A 20,159-nucleotide genomic window follows, 5' to 3' on the forward strand; every position below is an offset into this window, starting at 1 on the left:
CCTCCTTGATCGGCCCCAATGTCGGTCCCTTTTCGTTCTCTTTCAAGGGATTGCTGCAAGTCTTAAGCGAAGGTTAAGGTAAAATTCTAATTTTACATTACAAAACATAGCCTTATGGACATTTTGCGCTTGTCTTTCGCGCGGCATGTTCGCATATTGTTCGTGCAAGCAGCAATTGGCTACCGGCCGGGGCACCACCCCCACCCCTCGCTCCCCAAGCCCGGCCGGTAGCATCCCTCCCACAGATCCGAGCCTGCCACTCAGCCGACCTAAGTCGCAGGTGATGTCGGCACACCATTGTATGCAGAGCTTGAAATTTTCCTCGGATCGGCCTAGGACTTGGCTCAAGAAAAGGGGGGATCCCATGCGCGCACGCATCTACCAACCGGCCCGCAACGCCATGCAATCCGGTCAGGCGAAAACGAAACTGTGGTATCTCGATTTCCTGCAGGCCGATGCCCGTGATCTCGACCCGCTGATGGGCTGGACCGGAACCGACGACACGCAGGCGCAGGTGCGTCTGAAGTTCGAAAGCCGCGAGGCGGCCGAGACTTTCGCGAAGGCGCAGGGGCTGGACTATACCGTGACCGAGGGGCACAAGCGTTCGGTCAATGTTCGCGCCATGGGGTACGGCGAAAATTTCGCAACCAATCGCCGGGCGAACTGGACGCATTGAGCCTGTAGAAAAGACTCGAGTTCTCACCGTATGGGCATGAGTTCTCACCGAGATCTACATATTGGGCGCCCGATGGGCGCCCTTTCAATATTTTGTGCGAGCATGGCAGGGGCTTGAGCGGTCCCGGATTGGGGCCAAAGTCAAACAGGACTAACTGCCATGCCTGATCGCCGCAAAGTTATCCATTGCCGCGCCGAGGTTCTCGATGATTTCCTCCAGCAGGATATCGGGTTCGGGAAGGCTGTCGAGATCGGTCATGGACCTGTCCTTGAGCCAGAAGACGTCAAGACTCGCCTTGTCGCGCGACAACAACTCGCCGCGAGAATAGGCCCGCCAACGGCCATCAGGGGTAGCCTCTGACCATGTCTCAGTCCGCTCATGCCGGTTCAGCGGGTTGTAGCAGACGATGAAGTCTCGCAAGTGGGCATAGGTCATCGGCTTTTGCTTGAGCGTATGATGCACATTCGTCCGGTAATCGTAGAACCAGACCCGCGAGGTCTGCGGGTCCTTGCTGGCCGGGCGGTTGTCAAAGAAAATGACATTCGCTCTCACACCCTGGGCGTAAAAGATCCCGGTGGGCAGCCGCAGGATCGTGTGAAGATCCGTGTTTTGCAAAAGCTTGCGGCGGATCGTTTCGCCTGCGCCCCCTTCGAACAGCACGTTATCGGGCACCACGACGGCGGCCCGGCCCGTGGTCTTCAGCATCGTTCGGATGTGCTGGACGAAGTTCAGCTGTTTGTTCGACGTCGTGGCCCAAAAATCCTGGCGGTTATAGGTCAGATCTTCTGTCTCCTGTTCCCCATCCGCATTGGTGAAGGTCATGGAGCTTTTCTTGCCGAAAGGCGGGTTCGCCAAAACCAGATCGAAGGTGTCCGAGGGCGAGGCGACCAACGCATCGGCGGGTGAAATGCTCGGCTCGCCCGACATCTCGCCGATCCCGTGCAGGAACATGTTCATCAGACAGAGCCGCCGCGTCCCGGCAACGATCTCATTGCCGTGGAAGGTGCGGTTCTTCAGAAATTCTTTCTGTTCGCGGTCAAGCGCATGGTGCGCCGGATCGGTCAAGTAATCATGCGCGGCCAGAAAGAACCCGCCGGTGCCGCAGGCCGGGTCCGCGATGGTTTTTCCCGGCTCGGGGCGCATGCATTCGACCATCGCCTGAATCAACGCGCGCGGCGTGAAATACTGCCCGGCGCCCGATTTCGTGTCCTCGGCGTTGCGTTCGAGCAGCCCTTCATAGATGTCGCCCTTCACATCGGCGCCCAGCATGATCCACTTGGTGCCATCCACCATGTCGATCAGCCGAAACAGCTTGGCCGGATCGGTGATTTTGTTCTGAGACTTGGTGAATATCTGCCCCAACATGCCTTTTTGCTGGCCCAGTTCGCGCAGCACCTTCACGTAATGCGCCTCGAGTTCTGCGCCGCGCAGCGCGGTCAGGCTGCCCCAGTCATAGGCCGCAGGCACGCCCACATCGCGGTTGTAGGGGGGCTTGGCGTATTCATCGGCCATCTTCAGGAAGATAAGATAGGTCAGCTGTTCCAGATAATCGCCATAGCCGACACCATCATCGCGCAGCGTCGTGCAAAAGGACCAGACCTTGGAGACAATCGGGGCGGTGTTCATGCGGAGATCTTTCGAGGGCTGGTCTTTTGGCGGCGGGCGGTCTTGATGCGGGCAAGAAGGGTGGCGGCGGGCTCGTCCATCGGGTCTTGCGCGACGAGTTTGCCGGAAAACGCCTGTTTCAGGATGGACTGGCGCAGGGCCTCGGCGCGGGCGAGGCTGGCATCGATCTCGGCCTCCAAGGCCTCGGCGGCGGAGAGCCGCGCGTCGAGGAGGCGAGCGATTTCGGCTTGTTCCTCGGGGGCGCAGATAGGAATCCTTACTTCGCGGATATTGGTCAAATTCAGTCCAGGTTTGCCAGCTCCGTATGCCGCTTCTTCGAGTTGTTTGCGGCCGCCACTCTTGGACAGCAAGAAATGCCAGACGTACCTTGGGTTCAATTCGCCTGAGAGTCGGCATAAGGCCACGTGCTGGCTTACATATGCAACGCCGAGATCATTTTCGACCAGCGCCGTCTTGGTGACGTTCGCCCCGGTGATCGTGATTAAAATGTCTCCTCGTTTCACTCTCGTTCTCATCCCCTCGGAATTTCCCGCGGGGAGTTTCACATAGGCGATATCCTCCAGCTTCAAGCGATCATGTTTCAGGTTTTGTGCGCGAATGAAGATATCGCCCTGATCTGCATAATAATCGGCCCATCCGCGTGACCCAGAGGTCAAAAACTCAATACAATCGTTTAGATAAATTTGCGCTCGGTTGCCTGTCGCTATGCCATTGCGGGCGCGCCAGTCGGCGGTCAGGCGGCCCTCGAACGCGGCTTTGAGCAGGGATTGGCGGTAAAGGCCAAGGGTCGCCTTGGCCTTTTTCAGGTTCTCGACCCCATGGTCGATCTCGTCGAACATCGCCTCGATCCGCGCCACGATCCGACGTTGCTCGTTGGTTGGTGCGATCGGTAACTCAAATGCGGCGAGGCTCGGCATCTCAATGCTGTGAACGGTAGTGCCACCCTTGCGGCAGGAAACGAGTATGCTCTGTTCGAATGCCCGCATACCCCATGCGATAAACTCGGAAGATATACCGTCAGGCAGGGTCAGAGCCTTCAGGTCTTGGTTCAGCGCACTGTCCATCGCTGTGATTGCAATAGGCAAAGTATGCGCGAGAATCCCTGAACGGATGACCATCAATACGGACCCAGCCGGAACAAGCTTTGCCGCTGAATTATCTATTGCATCTTCGGTGATGCCGTCGATGGCGGCGCGGATGATTTTTGATTTCATGTCCTTTGGTGAAATCCAAGGAATGTCGCCATTCCAAAAATCAGAATTGGCTTTCGACGGAGTCCCGCCGCCAATCCAAGTGCCGAAATCAGCGAATTTTGCCTTTTCCCACGAATTGGGTAGTTCCGTCATGCCGACAGCGCCTCATTCATCTCGGTCATGACCTCGTCCATCCGATCGCCAAAGAGGGCATACATCTGCCCCATCCCGCCCTTGGCGTCAAAGGGCGACAGCTCCAGATCGTCGCGCTCGATGGTGAAGGAGGTGATCAGGTGATCGCGGATCATGTGCAACCAGTCCATCTGGGCATCGGAGAACTTGGTCCCCGAGCCGGAATGGCGCTGCATGATCCAGTTCTGGAAATTGCGCCGAACCCGGTCGGACGTACGGGTGAGCGTGTCATCGAGCCCCGTCACCCGCCGGATCAGCGCCACCAGCGCGGTCAGATCGCCGGTCGGCGTCTCGCCCTTGTAGTCGTCCAGATGCGCATAGGCGCGCCAGACGCTGAGCGGCGCAAGGCGGGGGCGATCCTCGGTCAGTTTCTTCAGCACGGATTTGATCATCGACAGCGTGACCTCGGCGCGGCGGGCGGGGGTGTCGAAATAGATCGTCAGCGCCTCGATCTGGTCGCGGTGGTCGTTGAGGTAGGCTTCGAAGTCCTGTGCGATGGCGCGGGCGTTTTCATCGGCGTCGCCCGCCCATGCGGCGGTGATCACCTCGTCCAGCGTGTCATGGTCGATGGTCTGTTCGGTGTCGCGGCGGATGGTGTCGAGCGTCGTGATCAGCGGCCCGGTGAAGACATTCGCGGCTGCCTTGATGCGGGTCTCACGCGCGGTGTTCATCGCGGCATCGTCGGGCTCGGGATGGCCTGCGGCCTTGGCGTCGGCCTCGATCTTGTCGGGGTCGATGGCATCGAAAAGGTCGCGGATCACGGCGGCGAGGGGCTTGCCCGCGAGCTCGGCGATTTTTGCCTGATCATCGGGGGTCAGCTTGTGATCGAGCCGCGCCAGACGCCCGGCCAGCGAGCTGACGGTTTCCTCGGAGCGGTCGCCCATCATCAGGTTCATGGCAAGATCCTTGAACGGGATGGAGGGCTTGGTGTCGAGCGGCTGACTGGCGGTCTTGACCGATCTGGTGACACCCACCGCATCGACGATGACGTAATGCGTTTTCGCCTGCGCCGAGGGCGAGACCTTTTTCAGGTCATCGGGTTTGACGACGCGGGTGCCGCGGCCCTTCATCTGCTCGAAGTAGTTTCGCGATTTGACGTCGCGCATGAACAGCAGGCATTCGAGGGGCTTCACGTCGGTGCCGGTGGCGATCATGTCCACGGTGACGGCGACGCGCGGGTAATAGTCGTTGCGAAAGGCGGCGAGTGAGGATTTCGGGTTCTTGGCGCCATTGGTGATCTTGTGGCAAAACGCGTTGCCCTCGCCGAATTCCTCGCGGACGGTCTGGATGATGTCGTCGGCGTGGCTGTCGGTCTTGGCGAAGATCAGGGTTTTCGGGAGTTCCTTGCGGCCGGGGAAGATGTCCGGCCATTGGTCGCGGAACGTTCTGATGACGGTGCGGATCTGGTCTGGCGCCACGACGGAGCGATCAAGCTGTGTGGCGGCGTAGGCTTCATCGACGTCTTGGGTTTCCCACCGCTTCGCGCGGGTCGCCCGCTCGCGTTTCTCGACCAGTTGCTCGGCCTTCATCTTGCCGCCGCCGGAGGTGACCTTGGTTTCGATGATGTAGATCTCGTTGCCCACGTTGACCTTGTCGGCAACGGCCTTCTCGTGGGTGTATTCGCTGACCACGTTCTTTTTGAAAAAGCCGAAGGTGCGGTTGTCCGGGGTCGCGGTCAGGCCCACGAGGAACGCGTCCCAATATTCGATGACCTGGCGCCAGAGGTTATAGATCGAGCGGTGGCATTCATCGATCACCACAACATCAAAGGTCTCGGGCGGGAGCTTGGGGTTGTAGACCACCGGCTTGGGGGTCTTCGGGCGAAAACGCTGCTCGGCCGGGTTTTCTTCCTCGAGGCTCTCGTCGAGATCTTCGCCTTTCAGCGTGGCGTACATCCGCTGGATGGTGGAAATGACGACCTGGGTGTCGCTGGCCATGGAGGGCGATGTCAGGCGCTGGACGTTGTAAAGCTCGGTGAACTTGCGGTTGTCGTCGTTGGGCACATAGGCCATGAACTCCTGCTCGGCCTGTTCGCCAAGGTTTTTCGTGTCGACAAGAAACAGGATGCGGCGCGCGCCTGCGTGTTTGAGCAAGCGGTAGACTTGGGTGATCGCGGTGAAGGTCTTGCCCGACCCGGTCGCCATCTGCACCAAGGCACGGGGTTTTCCGGCCGCGAGCGATGCCTCGAGATTCGTGATCGCCGTAATCTGGCAGTCGCGCAGACCATCGGTGTTCAGCGCAGGGAGTTTGTTCAGCCCGGTTCGGAGGGAAAACGGCGCATTCGACAAGGAGTTCAGGGTTTCCGGGCGGTGGAAGGTGAAGACCTCGCGGGAGCGTGGTGCAGGGTCACGCCCATCTGTGAACCGGGTGATCGTGCCTGTGCTCTCGTAGACGAAGGGCAAGGGCTGGGCATTGCTGACCCATTTCAACTTCGCGTTTGCATAGCCGGCGGATTGCTCTTCCACCGTCGTCAGTTTCTCTCCCCACGCGTCTGGTTTGGCCTCGACCACCCCGAACGCGGCGCGATCGACGAAAAGAACATAATCTGCAGGTCCGATGTCGGTTTGATATTCCCGAACGGCGACCCCCAAGCCAGCATTGAAATCTATCGCAGACTTGTCCTGAATGACCCAGCCTGCCTCAACGAGCCGCTGATCGATTGCATCGCGCGCGATCTGTTCGGGGGTCTGATTGACAACCGTGGACATAAAACACCTTGTTCAAGTCAAGCAAGAATGAGGTGAAGCTACGATGTATGCAAGATTACAGTATCAGCTGACGTCGCGCCGTCTATGCGACGAATCGTCGAAATTTCCAGTGTTTACGGTGCGGCGTCGTCTCGTTCGTGTCATCCACGCTGCGTCCAGCGCATTGCGGCGGAATCGGGAGGATCGAAGCTCTACGTTCGCCCTCCCCCGAAACGGCCACTCGGACGTGCCGTCCGAGACGCGCGTGCAGTCCTTGGCCGCCGGTCAAGCGAGCATGACGCTCGGCGCCTTCGCAAGGGGTGGTTTGCCGTCGGTGAGGTTGCAGCATTGCACCCACGGCAATCAGCGAAAGCGGCCATTCGCGTGGCGCCCGGAAGCGAGGGATGCCCAAGAAGCGGTTGTGTCTCCTCTCGGACGACTCAAGAATCACCATTGGCTGGCCGCCAGTCGAGTGCGTGACGCTGCTGCGGCGCAGCACTCACGCTGCGGCAATTCACGTGAGCCGATATTGGGTTCGTTTTGCACAACCCGATCACGCTACGATCGTGACGGGCGTCTCCGGTCACGCAAACTGCAGGTGCAGCTATTGTGCTGAGGCCGCAACGCCGAAACGCAGGCTCCGGGAGGCAGGCAACCGCCTGCCTCTTGCGGGGCGCCTTTTCATCGCCTATCGTCGATTTGCGAACATTGGGGCAACTCATGGTTACCGACGACACACTTGCGGAGCTGGCGAAATCGCTGGCGCATCCGGCCCGGCTGCGCATCCTGCGGGTGCTGCTGGCCACGCCGGGCTGCATCGGTGGCGAGATCGTGGAGGCGGTCGGGCTGGCCCAGTCCACGGTGTCGGAACATCTGCGCATCCTGAAGGCGGCCGGTCTCATCACCGGCGAAATCGACGGGCCGCGCATCTGCTATGCGCTCAGCCCCGCCGCCCTTGCGCCTTTGGGCGCGTTCATTGACAGCCTGACGCCCCCGCCCGAGGGCGCCTGCTGCCTGCCCGCCGGAAAGGACAAACATGAGCCTCTTTGAACGCTATCTGACGCTTTGGGTTGCGCTTTGCATCGGCGCGGGGATTGCGCTGGGGCAGTTGTTTCCCTCCGTCTTCCGCGTGATCGGCGCCCAGGAGATCGCCCGCGTCAACCTGCCCGTCGCAGTGCTGATCTGGCTGATGATCATTCCGATGCTGCTCAAATCGATTTCGCCGCGCTCGGCCAAGTGGCAGCGCATTGGCGCGGCGTCGGCGTGACGCTTTTCATCAATTGGGCGGTGAAGCCGTTTTCGATGGCGGCGCTGGGGTGGCTGTTCCTGTCGGTGCTGTTTCGCCCCTTCCTGCCCGCAGACCAGATCGAGAGCTACATGGCCGGGCTGATCCTGCTGGCCGCCGCGCCCTGCACGGCGATGGTGTTCGTGTGGTCGAACCTCTCGAACGGCGAGCCGCATTTCACGCTGAGCCAGGTGGCGCTGAACGATGCGATCATGGTGGTGGCCTTCGCGCCGATCGTGGCCTTTCTTCTGGGCCTTTCGGCGATCACCGTGCCCTGGGCGACGCTGGTGCTGTCGGTCGTGCTCTATATCCTCGTGCCGGTGGCGGTGGCGCAAGGAATCCGCCGACGCAAGCTGGCCGAGGGCGGCGCGGCCCTGGCGCGGCTGATTTCGCGCCTCGGCCCGCTGTCGATCCTCGCGCTGCTCACCACGCTGGTTTTGCTTTTCGGCTTTCAGGGCGAACAGATCCTGGCGCAGCCCTTGGTGATCGCGCTTCTGGCGGTGCCGATCCTGGTTCAGGTCTATTTCAACGCGGCGCTTGCCTATTGGCTGAACCGCGTAACCGGCGAGGCGCATTGCGTCGCCGCCCCCTCGGCGCTGATCGGGGCGTCGAATTTCTTCGAGCTTGCGGTGGCGGCGGCGATCAGCCTCTTTGGCTTCACCTCGGGCGCGGCGCTGGCCACGGTGGTGGGCGTGCTGATCGAAGTGCCGGTGATGCTCTCGGTGGTGCGGATCGTGACCCGCACCAAGGGCTGGTATGAAAGCGGCCGGGCGGTGCAACGACGGGCGGGGCGGTAAGCTCAGCAGCAGGTGCCCCAGCCGCAACCGCAGCCGCCCGCGGTGACCGCGGCGGCTGTGCCGGTGATCGGAAAGCCCCGGGCGACCCAGCGCGCCAGCCCGTGCTTCATGTTCGTCACCTTCGTATAGCCCTGATAGAGCAGGAAATACGTCGCCTTCAGGCTGCGATCACCGCTGGCGCAGGCCAGGATCACCTCGCGGTCGCGCGGGATTTCGGCAAAGCGGGCCTCGAATTGGCTCAGCGGCAGATGCATCACCGCGCAACCCGCAAAGCCGCAGGCCGCCACCTCGTCGGCCTCGCGCACGTCCACCAGCAATGCGCCGTCGGCCAAAAGCTTTTGCGACGAGGTCGGACAGGCTTCCCGCGCCGCGGGCAGATCCACATGTGTCATCTCATTCCCCCTGTTGCAGCCAACCCAGCACCTGCGCCCGGCTGGGCACCGAGCCCTTGTGAACGACCTTTTCGCCCACGACCACGGCGGGCGTCGCCATCACGCCATAGCCGACGATCTGGCGCATGTCCTCGACCTTGACCACCTCGACCGGCTTGCCCGCCTCGGCCGCCACCGTCGCGATCAGATCGACGGTCGTCCTGCAGTTCGCGCAGCCCGCCCCCAGAACCTTGATCTGCATGGATTTCCCCTTTCAGAAAAGAAGGTTGAACAGATAGCCCACGGCCAGAATGCCGCTGCCGACGACGCCTACGAAGACCGCAATCAGCTTCAGGCTCAGCACCTGTTTCAGGATGATCATCTCGGGCAGCGAGAGCGCGATCACCGACATCATGAAGGCCAGCGTCGTGCCGAGCGCCGCGCCCTTGTCCAAAAGCGCCTCGACGATCGGGATCACCCCTGCGGCATTGGTATACATCGGAATGCCGATCGCCACAGCGGCGGGCACCGACCACCAGGCATCCGCCCCCATGATCCGCGCCATCAGATCTTCGGGCACATAGCCGTGGATCAGCGCCCCCATGCCGATCCCGGCGAGGATCCAGATCCAGACCCGGCCGACGATCTCGCGCAGCGCGACAAGCCCAAGCCGGTAGCGGTCCACCATGCTCAGCCGCTCGCCCTCGAACGCCTCGGGCAAGGCGGCGCCGGAGTGGATGTCGCGCACCCAGTCCTGCAGCCAGCCTTCCAGATGCAGACGCCCGATCACCCAGCCCGAGACGATGGCAATGGCCAGACCGAACCCGAAATAGACCACCGCCACCTGCCAGCCGACAAGGCCGAACAGCAGGACCAGCGCCACCTCGTTCACCATCGGCGCCGAGATCAGGAAGGAAAAGGTGACACCCAAAGGCACCCCGGCCGAGACCAGCCCGATGAAGAGCGGCACCGCCGAGCAGGAACAGAACGGCGTCACCACCCCAAGCCCCGCGGCGAGCACATTGCCCACCCCCTCGCGCCGCCCCGCCAGCAGGGCGCGGGTGCGTTCGGGGGCAAACCAGCTGCGTACCACCCCCATCAGAAAGACGATGAGAGACAGCAGCATCAGCACCTTGGGCAGATCATAAAGGAAAAACGCCACCGCCTCGCCGGTGGTGCTGTGCCGGTCGATCGGCAAAAGCGCGGTCAGGGCCTCGGCGGCAGGGGCAAGCTGGCGGTAGATCAGACCCCAAAGCACGAGGGTCACAAGCAATCCCAGATGCCATGCCCACGCCGGGGCGGGACGGGTCGAGGCGGTTTGATCGCTCATGCGGCACTCCTCTCGCTTGCGGCCGCCGCGTCGAGCACGGCTGTCAGCACGGCGCGGATTTCGGGCGCCATCTCCGGGTTCAGCCGGTAGCGCACCCATTGCGCGTCGCGCCGATCCACCACCAGCCCCGCCTGTTTCAGCGCCTGCATGTGCCGCGACATCCGGCTTTGCGTGGCGTCCAGCGCCGCCATCAATTCGCAGACGCAATGTTCGCGCCCATCGGCCAGACGCAGAATCGCGGCCAGACGGGTCGGTTCGGCCAGAGCGGTGAGGACAGGCAGAATCATCGAACACCCTTTGCGCTTTGGCGCATATTCGCGCCAGCGCATCCCATGCGTCAAGGCGCATAAGCTTGCCATTGTTTTTTCTGGACCGAACCCCGGACGCTTCCTAATCTGGCCTTGGGGAGAGACCGGATGCCGAGGGTCACGCGACGAGGTCTGATCGGTGGGGCGGCCGCCTTCTGCGCGACGCAGGGGCGGGCCGATGCGACGCTGCGCTTTGCCCTGACGCCGGTCATTCTCGACAATGATGCGGATGCGGCCGAAACCCTGCGCGCTGCGCTTGCCGCTGGCAGCGGCCATGCGATCGAGCTGGTGCGGCGGCGCTCCTATGCCGAAATCACGGCGCTTTTGCTGGAGGGCAGCGTCGAGGCGGCCTGGCTTTGCGGCTATCCCTATCTGCAACATCGCGCCGAACTGGCGCTTCTGGGCGTTCCGGTCTGGCGCGGCAGGCCGCGCTATCAATCCTATCTGATCGCCACTGCCGGCGACCCGGCGCGCAGCCTGGCCGATCTGCGCGGCGGCATTCATGCCTTTTCCGACCCCGACAGCAATTCCGGCTGGCTGGTCACAGCCTCGGACCTGGCGCGGATCGGCGAGACGCCCGACCGCTTCTTTGCGCGCAGCTTTTTCACCTGGGGGCATCGCAACGTGGTGCGCGCGGTGGCGGCAGGGCTGGCACGCTCGGGCAGTGTCGATGGTTATGTCTGGGAGGCGCTGCGGCAGGTCGAGCCCGATCTGACGGAGGCTACCCGCGTCGTGGCGCGCTCGGAATGGCTGGGATTTCCGCCGCTGGTGGCCCGGCGCGACCGGATGACGAGCGCCCCGGTGCAGTCGCTGCAACGATCGGCGCTACAGATGGCAAAGACCATCCCCGGTCGCGCGGCCCTTGGCGCGTTGCAGCTCGATGGCATCATCGCGGCAGAGCCCGCGCTTTACGATGGCATCCTGGCGCGGATGCACGACCTTGGCCAACCATGAGCCCCCGCGCGCTGCCACTTGCGCTCCGCATCCCGCTTCTGGCCGTGGGGCTGATGGTGATGGTGGGGTTTGTTGCGTCGCATCAGGTGCTGGCCGCCCTTGGGGCGACGCAGACCGACCGGCTGCGCGAGATCGCTGGGCTGCATCTGGGCGCCTTGGCCACTGCGCTTGGCCCCGCTGTGCTGCGCCGCGATGTCTGGGAGGTTTACGACACGCTCGACCGGGCCACCACCGCGCGGGTCGGGCGGCGGATGCTGCTCACCGTGGTGACCGATGAGGGGGGGCGGGTGATCGCGGCCTCGGACCCGCATCGTGCCCCGGTCGATACGCTCTTGCCCGCCGATCTGGCGGCGGCGCAAAATCTTGACGGGCTGGACCTGACCGGGTTGGAACTGACAGGCGGGGGGCCGCTGCGGGTGGGGGCGCCGCTGATCTATCAGGGCCGCGCCGTGGGCCGGATCGTTTCTGAGCTCGACGTGTCGGACCTGATCGCCGAGCGGCAAGAGGCGCTACGGCTCTTGATCTGGGGGAACACGGTGGCAACGCTGCTGATTGCCGGGGCGGGCGGTTGGGCGATGCGGCGGATGCTGCGCCCGCTCGCCACGCTCTCGCGGGCGATGCGCGGGCAGGTGCCGGTTTCCCCGGCCGATCTGCCGCGCCAGACCAGCGAACTCGGGCGGCTCCTGCGGCTTTACAATCGCATGCTGGAGGCGGTGGCCGCGAAAGCCGAGGTCGAACGGCGGCTGGCGGAACGCGAGCGCTTTGTCAGCCTTGGGCGGCTGTCCTCGTCGCTCGCGCATGAGATCAACAACCCGCTCGGCGGGCTTTTGAACGCCACCGACACGATCCGCGCTTACCCGGATCGTCCCGACGTCGTGCGCGATGCCGCCGATCTGCTGGATCGGGGCCTGCGCCATCTGCGCGACGTGGCCCGCGCGACGCTCGAGCAAAACCGCTTCGATCGCGAGGGGCAGCCGCTCGCAGCCGCCGATTTCGAGGATCTGAAGCTGCTCTTTGCACCCGAAACCGCGCGTCTGGGCCAGAGGCTCGATTGGCAGACCCCGGCAGAGGGGGACGATCTGGCATGGTTGCCCGCCGCTCCCGTGCGGCAGATCGTGCTGAACCTGTGCCTGAACGCGGCGGCGGCGGCCGGTCAGGGCGGCGCGGTGGGGCTTGAGGTGGTGGCCGCGCCGGATGCCCTTAGGCTGAGCGTGCGCGACGACGGGCCGGGGATGTCGGCAGAGGCACTGCGCCGACTTCTGGGCGATGCCCCGCTTGCGCCGGGTGGCGGTGTCGGGCTGCGGCTCGTGCGCGATCTGGTGCGCAACCTCGGCGGGCAGATCGCGCATCGGCGCGAGGACGGCTGGACGGTGCTGACGGTGCAGCTTGCGCGGGGGGGCGTGCCATGCTGAGCGGTTGCCGCATCGCGCTGATCGAGGATGACGAGATCATGGGGGCCTCGCTTTATCAGCGCCTTGGCCTCGAGGGCGCCGAGGTGATCTGGCTCAAGCAGATGCGCCGCGCCCTTGGTGCCCTGCGCACGCCGCGCGCGCCGATCGATCTGGTGGTCTGCGACATCCGGCTGAGCGACGGCACCGGCGAGGAACTTTTCGCCACGCTCTGCCGCACCCATACGCCGCCGCCCTTTCTGTTCATCACCGGGCAGGGCAGCATCGATCAGGCGGTGCGGCTCTTGCAGGCGGGGGCCAGTGACTACATCGCCAAGCCCTTCGATATGCGGGAATTTCTGGAAAAGCTGGTGGCGCTTGCGCCCGCGTGCCCGATGCGGGGCGAGGCGCTCTTGGGCGTCTCGGCCGCCGCGTTGCGGATCGAAACCCGGATCCTCGAGGCGGCATCGCGCGACGATCCGGTGCTGATCCTGGCCGCGCGCGGCACCGGCAAACGTCTGCTGGCCCATCGCATTCACGCCCGGTCTGCGCGCGCGGAAGGCCCCTTTGTTGTCCTTGATATCCAGGGCCATCCCGATATCGCCACCGCCCTTCGCGCAACGCTGGCCCGCGCCGAGGAGGGAACTGCCTTTCTCAACGGCGTCGAGCATCTGCCCGGCGCCGAGCAGGATGCGCTCATCGCCGCGCTTGTGGCGGCCAAGACGCGGGTGATTGCGGCGGCGGGGTTGGGCCTTGCGGCGGCGGCGCGCTCGGGCGCCTTTCGCGGCGACCTGCATGCCCGGCTTTCGGGGTTCGACATCGCCATTCCCCCGCTCAAGGACCGCCCCGAGGATGCGGTTTGGCTGCTTTCGCGGATGTTCGACAGCCTCAATGCCCGCCGGGCGGCGCCGCTGCGGCCGCTGTCGGCCCTCGTGCTCGAAGCGGTGCGGGCGCATGACTGGCCGCAGAACGGGCGCGAGTTGCGCGGACGGCTGGTCAAGGCGCTGGCGGCGGTGCAGGGCGACACCCTCTATCCCGCCGATCTCTTTCCCGAATGGGCGCTGGCGCCCGACGACAGCCTGCCCAGCCTTTCCGAGGCGCGCGATGCCGCCGAACGCGCCCATATCCTGCGTGCGCTCGAGCGCACCGGCGGGCAGGTCAGCGAGGCGGCGAAGCTCTTGCAGGTTTCCCGCACCACGCTTTGGGAAAAGATGCAAAAGCTCGGCCTCTGACGGGCGATTCCTGTCCGGATTTCCGAACATGAAAAATCCGTTAATCGGGTCAACGGCTTGCCGCGCCGCGGCAGGCTGCCCAAGGTCGTAGATACGGCGAAACGCCCGTTGCTACTCTGGGATGAGGGAGAAACGGGAGGAGACCCCATGAAGTGCAATCGGTTGGTCGATGTCGGCCGTCGCCAGTTTCTGCGCGGTGGCGTTCTGGGTGTGGCAGGGGCGGCGGCGGCAACGGTGCTGCCCAGTGGCGCGCGGGCGGAAACGCCCCGCGCCATGCTCGATTACCCTGCGGCGAAGCTTGGAAATCTTGCCGATCTCAAGGTCGATGTGCCGGTCGACATCGGCTACCCGGATGCCGACAGCCCCGGCATCCTGCTCAAGCTTGGCACCCCGGTCGAGGGCGGCGCGGGGCCCGAGGGGGACATCGTCGCCTATTCCGTGCTGTGCCCGCACAAGGGCTATCCGCTGGCCTGGAATGCCGCCGACCGGACGCTGAATTGCCCCGGCCATTACAGCCGGTTCGATGCGGAAAAGGGCGGCCAGCAGGTCTGGGGGCATGCCACGCAGAACCTGCCGCAATTCGCGCTGCGCATCGACGAGGCGGGCGACATCTTCGCCGAGGGGGTGGACGAGCTGATCTATGGCCGTCTGTCGAACGTGTTGCAGGCATAGGGGAAAATCATGGCCTACAAGCGCAATATCGACCGCCTGCCGATCATTCCCGCGGGCGCCAAGGAACACAACGTCACCTGCCACTATTGCATCGTCGGCTGCGGCTACAAGGCCTACACGTGGCCCCTGAAGACGCAAGGCAGCACCGAGACGAACTGGATCGGCGAGGATCTCTCAAAGCAGCAGGGCGCGATGACCGAGGCTTGGTATTCGCCCTCGATGTACAACGTGGTCAAGCAGAACGGGCAGGATGTGCATCTGGTGATCAAGCCCGATGTCAACTGCGCGGTGAACGGCGGGCTTGGCTCCATTCGCGGTGCGCGGATGGCCGAAAACCGCCGCTCCGATCAGCGCGGCACGCAACAGCAGCGGCTGACCGATCCGATGGTCTGGCGCTATGGCACCTGGCAGCCGACCTCGTGGGAGGATGCGCTTGATCTGGTCGCCCGCGTCACCGCACGGGTGATCGACAAGGACGCCGAGGACGATCTTTACGTCTCGATGTTCGACCATGGCGGCTCGGCGGGCGGCTATGAGAACACCTGGGGCACCGGCAAGCTGTACTTCGGCGCGATGAAGGTGAAGCACTGCCGCATCCATAACCGCCCCGCCTATAATTCCGAGGTGCATTCCTCGCGCGACATGGGCGTGGATGAGCTGCAATACAATTACGCCGATTACGAAAAGACCGACACCATCGTTCTGGTCGGCACCAACCCGATGGAATGTCAGACGAATCTCTTCCTCAATCACATGGTTCCGGGAATGCGCAATGGCGCGCGGGTGGTGATCGTCGATCCGCGCCGCACGGTGACGGTGAAGGCCTGCGAGGAGGTTGCGGGGGAAAAGAACGTCCTGCATCTGCAGATCACGCCCGGCTCCGATGTGGCGCTCTTCAACACGCTTTTCACCGAAATCGCGGCGAAGGGCTGGGTCGACCGCGATTTCATCGAGAAATCTACCTTCCGCGGCGAGGAGCCGGCGGTGCCCGCGGGCAGCGCGCAACCCGCGGCGCTTGGCTCGTTCGAGGCGGCCTTGGCGGCCTGTCAGATGAGCTTGGCCGACGGCGCCAAGGCCACGGGGCTGAGCGAGGCGCAGATCGTGCAGGCGGCGGAATGGATCGCCGCGCCCAAGGACGGCGCACGGCGCAAATGCGTGATCGGCTATGAAAAGGGCCTGATCTGGGGCAACGACAATTACCGCGCCATCGGATCGCTTTTGAACATCGGCCTTGCCACCGGCAATGTCGGGCGCGAAGGCGGCGGCTGCTGTCGGCTTGGCGGCCATCAGGAGGGCTACTTCCGCCCCTCGGATGCCCATGTCGGCCGCCCCGCGCCCTATGTCGATCAATTGCTCATCGCGGGCGGCGGCAAGGTGCATCACATCTGGGCCAACGACCACTTCAAGACCACGCTGAACGCGAGCCAGTTCAAGCGCATCTACAACCGCCGCAGCCAGATGGTGAAGGAGGCGATGGATGCCGCCGCGGGCCGTCCGCGCGCGGAACTGGTCGATGCCATCGTCTCGGCGGTGAACGCGGGTGGTATCTTTTCGGTCTGCGTCGACATCATCCACAGCCAGATCGGGCAAGCGGCGCATGTGATCCTGCCCGCAGTCGAGTCAGGCGAGATGAACCTGACCTCGATGAATGGTGAGAGGCGGCTGCGGCTGACCGAGAAATACATGGACCCGCCGGGATCGGCCCGGCCCGATTGCCTGATCGCGGCGGGGCTGGCGCAGGCGCTGGAACGGGTGCTGCGCGAGGAGGGCCGCGACGCCTATGCCGATCAGTTCAAGGGGTTCGAGTGGAAAACCGAGGAAGATGCCTTCATGGACGGCTATGCCTCGGCCAACACCGACGTGACCTATGAACGGCTGCGCGCCATGGGCACGAATGGCGTGCTGGAACCCGTGGTGGGCTTCAAGGATGGCAAGCTGATCGGCACCGAACGGCTTTATGCCGACGGGGTCTTCACCCGCCACGGCCGCGAGGATGGCAAGGCACTGTTTTCCCTGGGCGAATGGCGCGGCTGGCAGGCGCCCGGCAAGGCGCAGCAGCAGGCCAGCCACCGCTTCCTGATCAACAACGGCCGCGCCAACATGAACTGGCAGAACTGGTTCCTCGATCAGGGCAACGATTTCGTCATGGACCGTTTCCCGGTGCCCTTCATCCAGATCAACCCCGAGGACATGGCGGAACTGGGCCTGAAGCCCGGCGACATGGTCGAGGTGTTCAACGATGTGGGGGCCACGCAGGCGCTGGCCTATCCCGAACCGACCGCCCGGCGCAACGAGACCTTCATGATCTTCGGCGCGCCGAACGGGGCGCAGGGCAACATCGTCAACCCCGGCGTGAACGAGCTGATCTTGCCGAATTACAAGCACACCTGGGCGAATATCCGGAAGATCTCGGACGCCACCCCGGCCTCGGCGCGGGTGTCCTACAAGTCTTGGGAAGTCGCCCTCTGACCCCTTGCCCCGCCCGGCGAGGGCGGGGCTTCATCCCACCGGAGGTCTGCATGAGCCTTTCCGCCCCGTTTCGGCAGCCCGCCCTGTCGGCATCGCCCGTTCTGGTGCCCGTTCTGGCCCCCGCGGCGCTTGTCGATGCGCAGGCGCGGCGGGTCAGCTATCTGCGGGTCTCGGTCACCGACCGCTGCGATCTGCGCTGCAGCTACTGCATGGCCGAGAAGATGACTTTCCTGCCCCGCGCCGAGGTGCTGAGCCTCGAGGAGCTTGACCGCATCTGCTCCGCCTTCATCGCGATGGGGGTGGAAAAGCTGCGCGTCACCGGGGGCGAACCGCTGGTGCGACGCGATGTGATGGCGTTCTTTCGCGCGATGGCGCGGCATCTGCGCTCGGGTGCGCTGCGCGAGCTGACCTTGACGACGAACGGCACGCAGCTGGAACGGCATGCCGAAGAGTTGGCGGCCTGTGGCGTGCGGCGGGTGAATGTCTCGCTTGATACGCTCGACGCGGACAAATTCGCCCGCATCACCCGGCTGGGCAGTCTGGCGCCGGTGCTGGCGGGGATTTCCGCGGCGGAGGCGGCGGGTTTGCGGGTCAAGATCAACGCCGTGGCGCTGAAGGGGGTAAACGAGGACGAGCTTTTCGCGCTGACCGACTGGTGCGGCGCGCGGGGCTTCGATCTGACCTTCATCGAGGTGATGCCGATGGGCGCGGGCTTGGGGGCGGAGCGGTTCTGGCCGCTTTCCGATCTGCGCTCGCGGCTGGAAAGCCGCTATCCCCTTGTCGAGACGGCCGAAACCAGTGGAGGCCCGGCGCGCTATGTGCGGGTTGACGGCACCGGGCAGAAGATCGGCTTCATCACGCCGCTCAGCCACAATTTCTGCGCCAGCTGCAACCGGGTGCGGCTCAGTTGCACGGGCGAGCTGTTTTCCTGCCTCGGTCAGACAGGCAAGACCGATCTGCGCGGCCTCGTGCGCGGCGCGCCCGAGGATGATGGTTTGTGCGCAGCAATTGGCCGGGCCATCGGGCAGAAAACCGGCGGCCACGGCTTTGATCCGGTCACCCGCGGCGGCGAGATCGCGCGGATGATGAGCCACACGGGCGGCTAGGCGAGCCTGCGCGCGGCGATCCAGCTGGCTGCGGCCATCGCGCCTGCGGTGGCCAGGCAAAGCGCCAGCCCGCCGATCTGGTAGCTCAGCCCCGACAAAAGCGTGCCGATGAGCCGCCCCGCCGCATTGGCCATGTAATAAAAGCCGACATCGCGGGTGATCCGCCGCGCGTCGCCAAAGGCGAGGATCAGGTAGGAATGCACCGAGGAATTGACCGCAAAGACGAAGCCGAAGGCGAGGAGCCCGATGAGGAGCGTGGCGGTCAGCCAAGGTGCGGGCACGGGGGCGATCAGCACGGCCAGCGAGAGCGCGAAGGGGATCGGCACGAGATAGCCCGCCCAGGTGATGGCTTTCGCGGTTATCGCCGCTTCGGGCTGGGATTTCGCACCCAGAAGCCGGGGCGCAAAGGCCTGCACCGCGCCGTAAGCGATGATCCAGAGTGCCATGAAACCGCCGGTGAGAAAGAAGGCCTCGCGTCGGCCCTCGGCCGTGCCGTCGGAGAGAACCGCTTGGAAATACACCGGAAGGCCGACGACGAACCAGACATCGCGAGCGCCGAAGAGGAACATCCGCGCCAGCGAGAGCCGGTTCACCTGCGGGTCTTTCGAGCGCCAGCCGCCCCAAGCCTCTGAAGATTTCATCCGCCCGGGCAGGCCCGCAGGCAGGAAAGCGACGACCGCGATCAGGATCACCGCCAGCAGCCCCGCCATGCCCCAGATCGCCGGTTTGAAGCCAAAAAGCGCCAGCAAAGCCGCGCCAAGGAAGAAACCGAGCCCCTTCACTGCGTTCTTAGACCCGGTCAGCACCGCCACCCAGCGGAATAACCCGCCCTCCCCGCTTGGCGCCAAGAGCTTGACCGCGGATTTCGACGACATCTTCGCCAGATCCTTGGCCACGCCCGAGACGCCCTGCACCGCCATCACGAAAGCGACCGAGGCGGGGATCGACCAGCCCGGGTCAAGCTGGGCAAGGGCCACGAGGGCCGCGACCTGCAGCCCAAGCCCGCCGTAAAGCGTGGCGGCCAGGCCGAAGCGGGCCGCCAGCCAGCCCGCGCCCAGGTTGGTGGCGATGCCCGCGACCTCGTAGAGCAGGAAGAGCCAGGCGAGTTGCAAGGCGCTGAAGCCCAGCCAGTTGAACTGCAGAAGCACCAGCATTCGGAGAGCGCCATCGCTGAGCATGAAGGCCCAATAGGCGGCAGTGACGGCGGCATAGGCGCGGATCGGATTTTCGGACATCAGAGCTCCTGCACGGGTCGCCGGGGCTGTCTGCCCCCCGTTCGATGGGGCAGCCTTCCACCGGAAGGCTGCTCGATCCCATCTCACCCCGAGGATATTTGAAGCAAGATAAAAGGGGATCAGAGGCTTTCGGCGACCATCCGGGCGATATCGGCGAGGCGGCAGACATAGCCCCATTCGTTGTCATACCAGGCGTAAAGCTTGAGCTGCGTGCCGTTCACCACCATCGTCGAGGGACCGTCGATCACGGCCGAGCGCGGGTCATTGGTGAAATCCGACGACACCAGCGGCCGGGTCTCGAAACCGAGGATCCCCTTCAGCGGCCCCTCGGCGGCGGCTTTGAGCAGACCGTTCACCTCCGCGACCGTGGTCGGACGCTCAAGCTCGAAGACGCAATCGGTGAGCGAGGCATTGAGCAGCGGCACCCGGACGGCATGGCCGTTGAGCCGCCCCGTGAGCTCGGGATAGTGAGGTGGTCCCCGTTTTCCGGACAGATTTGCGGCGTTGCTAAGCTTGCCCGTTGATCAAGCCGCCGCCTTCAGGTCTTGGCCCTGATGGGCCTCAACCGGTGTCCTTCCGCCAAGCGCCGAATGGGGGCGCTGCGTGTTGTAGAAGTCGATCCATTTGCCGATGCCTGC

At 64.1% G+C, this 20,159-nt stretch carries 17 protein-coding genes and 2 pseudogenes; 9 read left to right on the forward strand and 10 right to left on the reverse strand.

Annotated elements, in window-relative coordinates:
- Positions 1-364: 364 nt before the first annotated feature.
- On the forward strand, positions 365-676 hold the full coding sequence (locus C8J30_RS08170; protein WP_110805352.1) for an ETC complex I subunit: 312 nt from the start codon (positions 365-367) through the stop codon (positions 674-676).
- Positions 677-826: 150 nt separating this feature from the next.
- Here C8J30_RS08170 and C8J30_RS08175 read toward each other — a convergent pair whose 3' ends face one another.
- Genes C8J30_RS08175 through C8J30_RS08185 form a run of 3 tightly spaced genes read right to left on the reverse strand, consistent with a single transcriptional unit; the run spans position 827 to position 6,116 of the window.
- Positions 827-2,302 (reverse strand): class I SAM-dependent DNA methyltransferase, encoded by a 1,476-nt coding sequence (locus tag C8J30_RS08175; RefSeq protein ID WP_110805353.1) that lies wholly within the window; start codon positions 2,300-2,302, stop codon positions 827-829.
- Positions 2,299-3,648 (reverse strand): restriction endonuclease subunit S, encoded by a 1,350-nt coding sequence (locus C8J30_RS08180; RefSeq protein ID WP_110805354.1) that lies wholly within the window; start codon positions 3,646-3,648, stop codon positions 2,299-2,301. Before C8J30_RS08180 ends, C8J30_RS08175 begins: the two co-directional genes overlap by 4 nt.
- Complete coding sequence (locus C8J30_RS08185; RefSeq protein WP_220033708.1) at positions 3,645-6,116, reverse strand: type I restriction endonuclease subunit R; 2,472 nt, start codon at positions 6,114-6,116, stop codon at positions 3,645-3,647. Before C8J30_RS08185 ends, C8J30_RS08180 begins: the two co-directional genes overlap by 4 nt.
- A gap of 978 nt (positions 6,117-7,094) precedes the next feature.
- Between C8J30_RS08185 and C8J30_RS08190 the strand changes: the two genes are divergently transcribed.
- Together C8J30_RS08190 and arsB are read left to right on the forward strand one after the other, a co-directional pair.
- Positions 7,095-7,424, forward strand: coding sequence for an ArsR/SmtB family transcription factor (locus C8J30_RS08190; protein ID WP_110805356.1), 330 nt, complete (start codon positions 7,095-7,097; stop codon positions 7,422-7,424).
- Positions 7,411-8,456: pseudogene (gene arsB / locus C8J30_RS08195) on the forward strand (ACR3 family arsenite efflux transporter). The gene C8J30_RS08190 and the pseudogene arsB overlap by 14 nt, the downstream one beginning before the upstream one ends.
- A 2-nt stretch (positions 8,457-8,458) precedes the next feature.
- Here the strand turns inward: arsB and C8J30_RS08200 are convergent.
- Genes C8J30_RS08200 through C8J30_RS08215 form a run of 4 tightly spaced genes read right to left on the reverse strand, consistent with a single transcriptional unit; the run spans position 8,459 to position 10,444 of the window.
- Positions 8,459-8,848, reverse strand: coding sequence for a rhodanese-like domain-containing protein (locus C8J30_RS08200; protein WP_110805357.1), 390 nt, complete (start codon positions 8,846-8,848; stop codon positions 8,459-8,461).
- 1 nt (position 8,849) lies between these two features.
- Positions 8,850-9,089: a thioredoxin family protein gene (locus tag C8J30_RS08205; RefSeq protein WP_110805358.1), complete on the reverse strand. Its 240-nt coding sequence runs from the start codon at positions 9,087-9,089 to the stop codon at positions 8,850-8,852.
- A gap of 12 nt (positions 9,090-9,101) precedes the next feature.
- Positions 9,102-10,157 carry a permease gene (locus C8J30_RS08210; protein ID WP_110805359.1) on the reverse strand — a complete coding sequence of 352 codons (1,056 nt, stop codon included), beginning with the start codon at positions 10,155-10,157 and terminating at the stop codon, positions 9,102-9,104.
- Positions 10,154-10,444: an ArsR/SmtB family transcription factor gene (locus C8J30_RS08215; RefSeq protein WP_110805380.1), complete on the reverse strand. Its 291-nt coding sequence runs from the start codon at positions 10,442-10,444 to the stop codon at positions 10,154-10,156. The genes C8J30_RS08210 and C8J30_RS08215 overlap by 4 nt, the downstream gene beginning before the upstream one ends.
- A gap of 129 nt (positions 10,445-10,573) precedes the next feature.
- Between C8J30_RS08215 and C8J30_RS08220 the strand changes: the two genes are divergently transcribed.
- The 6 genes from C8J30_RS08220 (at position 10,574) to moaA (ending at position 18,286) form a co-directional block, all read left to right on the forward strand.
- Complete coding sequence (locus C8J30_RS08220; protein ID WP_110805360.1) at positions 10,574-11,419, forward strand: substrate-binding domain-containing protein; 846 nt, start codon at positions 10,574-10,576, stop codon at positions 11,417-11,419.
- Positions 11,416-12,831, forward strand: a complete 1,416-nt coding sequence (locus tag C8J30_RS08225) for a sensor histidine kinase (protein WP_110805361.1) — start codon at positions 11,416-11,418, stop codon at positions 12,829-12,831. The genes C8J30_RS08220 and C8J30_RS08225 overlap by 4 nt, the downstream gene beginning before the upstream one ends.
- The gene (locus C8J30_RS08230) at positions 12,825-14,039 is read left to right on the forward strand and encodes a sigma-54-dependent transcriptional regulator (protein ID WP_110805362.1); all 1,215 of its coding nucleotides are present in this window, start codon (positions 12,825-12,827) and stop codon (positions 14,037-14,039) included. Before C8J30_RS08225 ends, C8J30_RS08230 begins: the two co-directional genes overlap by 7 nt.
- A 147-nt stretch (positions 14,040-14,186) precedes the next feature.
- Entirely contained in the window at positions 14,187-14,711 is a 525-nt protein-coding gene (locus C8J30_RS08235; RefSeq protein ID WP_110805363.1) for an arsenate reductase (azurin) small subunit, read from the forward strand.
- A gap of 9 nt (positions 14,712-14,720) precedes the next feature.
- Entirely contained in the window at positions 14,721-17,180 is a 2,460-nt protein-coding gene (locus C8J30_RS08240; protein ID WP_110805364.1) for an arsenate reductase (azurin) large subunit, read from the forward strand.
- 50 nt (positions 17,181-17,230) lie between these two features.
- Complete coding sequence (gene moaA, locus C8J30_RS08245) at positions 17,231-18,286, forward strand: GTP 3',8-cyclase MoaA (RefSeq protein WP_110805365.1); 1,056 nt, start codon at positions 17,231-17,233, stop codon at positions 18,284-18,286.
- On the opposite strand, the gene arsJ is transcribed toward moaA, so the two are convergent.
- The 3 genes and pseudogenes from arsJ to C8J30_RS08260 all read right to left on the reverse strand — a co-directional run.
- Positions 18,283-19,521, reverse strand: a complete 1,239-nt coding sequence (arsJ, locus tag C8J30_RS08250; RefSeq protein WP_110805366.1) for an organoarsenical effux MFS transporter ArsJ — start codon at positions 19,519-19,521, stop codon at positions 18,283-18,285. The two genes, moaA and arsJ, sit on opposite strands and share 4 nt — an antisense overlap.
- 119 nt (positions 19,522-19,640) lie before the next feature.
- Positions 19,641-19,988: pseudogene (locus C8J30_RS08255) on the reverse strand (ArsJ-associated glyceraldehyde-3-phosphate dehydrogenase); the annotation flags it as partial.
- A gap of 57 nt (positions 19,989-20,045) precedes the next feature.
- Positions 20,046-20,159 (reverse strand): integrase core domain-containing protein (locus tag C8J30_RS08260; protein ID WP_146227878.1); only part of this gene is annotated, 114 nt, incomplete at its 5' end.

The organism is Rhodobacter viridis (assembly GCF_003217355.1).
Lineage (GTDB): Bacteria > Pseudomonadota > Alphaproteobacteria > Rhodobacterales > Rhodobacteraceae > Rhodobacter > Rhodobacter viridis.

Bases quoted from the DNA above. Each gene is read 5' to 3' on its own strand.
- moaA (WP_110805365.1), top strand. From the start codon at position 17,231: ATGAGCCTTTCCGCCCCGTTTCGGCAGCCCGCCCTGTCGGCATCGCCC.
- C8J30_RS08205 (WP_110805358.1), bottom strand. From the start codon at position 9,089: ATGCAGATCAAGGTTCTGGGGGCGGGCTGCGCGAACTGCAGGACGACC.
- C8J30_RS08190 (WP_110805356.1), top strand. From the start codon at position 7,095: ATGGTTACCGACGACACACTTGCGGAGCTGGCGAAATCGCTGGCGCAT.
- C8J30_RS08240 (WP_110805364.1), top strand. From the start codon at position 14,721: ATGGCCTACAAGCGCAATATCGACCGCCTGCCGATCATTCCCGCGGGC.
- C8J30_RS08230 (WP_110805362.1), top strand. From the start codon at position 12,825: ATGCTGAGCGGTTGCCGCATCGCGCTGATCGAGGATGACGAGATCATG.
- C8J30_RS08175 (WP_110805353.1), bottom strand. From the start codon at position 2,302: ATGAACACCGCCCCGATTGTCTCCAAGGTCTGGTCCTTTTGCACGACG.
- C8J30_RS08200 (WP_110805357.1), bottom strand. From the start codon at position 8,848: ATGACACATGTGGATCTGCCCGCGGCGCGGGAAGCCTGTCCGACCTCG.
- C8J30_RS08220 (WP_110805360.1), top strand. From the start codon at position 10,574: ATGCCGAGGGTCACGCGACGAGGTCTGATCGGTGGGGCGGCCGCCTTC.
- C8J30_RS08225 (WP_110805361.1), top strand. From the start codon at position 11,416: ATGAGCCCCCGCGCGCTGCCACTTGCGCTCCGCATCCCGCTTCTGGCC.
- C8J30_RS08180 (WP_110805354.1), bottom strand. From the start codon at position 3,648: ATGACGGAACTACCCAATTCGTGGGAAAAGGCAAAATTCGCTGATTTC.
- arsJ (WP_110805366.1), bottom strand. From the start codon at position 19,521: ATGTCCGAAAATCCGATCCGCGCCTATGCCGCCGTCACTGCCGCCTAT.
- C8J30_RS08215 (WP_110805380.1), bottom strand. From the start codon at position 10,444: ATGATTCTGCCTGTCCTCACCGCTCTGGCCGAACCGACCCGTCTGGCC.
- C8J30_RS08235 (WP_110805363.1), top strand. From the start codon at position 14,187: ATGAAGTGCAATCGGTTGGTCGATGTCGGCCGTCGCCAGTTTCTGCGC.
- C8J30_RS08210 (WP_110805359.1), bottom strand. From the start codon at position 10,157: ATGAGCGATCAAACCGCCTCGACCCGTCCCGCCCCGGCGTGGGCATGG.
- C8J30_RS08170 (WP_110805352.1), top strand. From the start codon at position 365: ATGCGCGCACGCATCTACCAACCGGCCCGCAACGCCATGCAATCCGGT.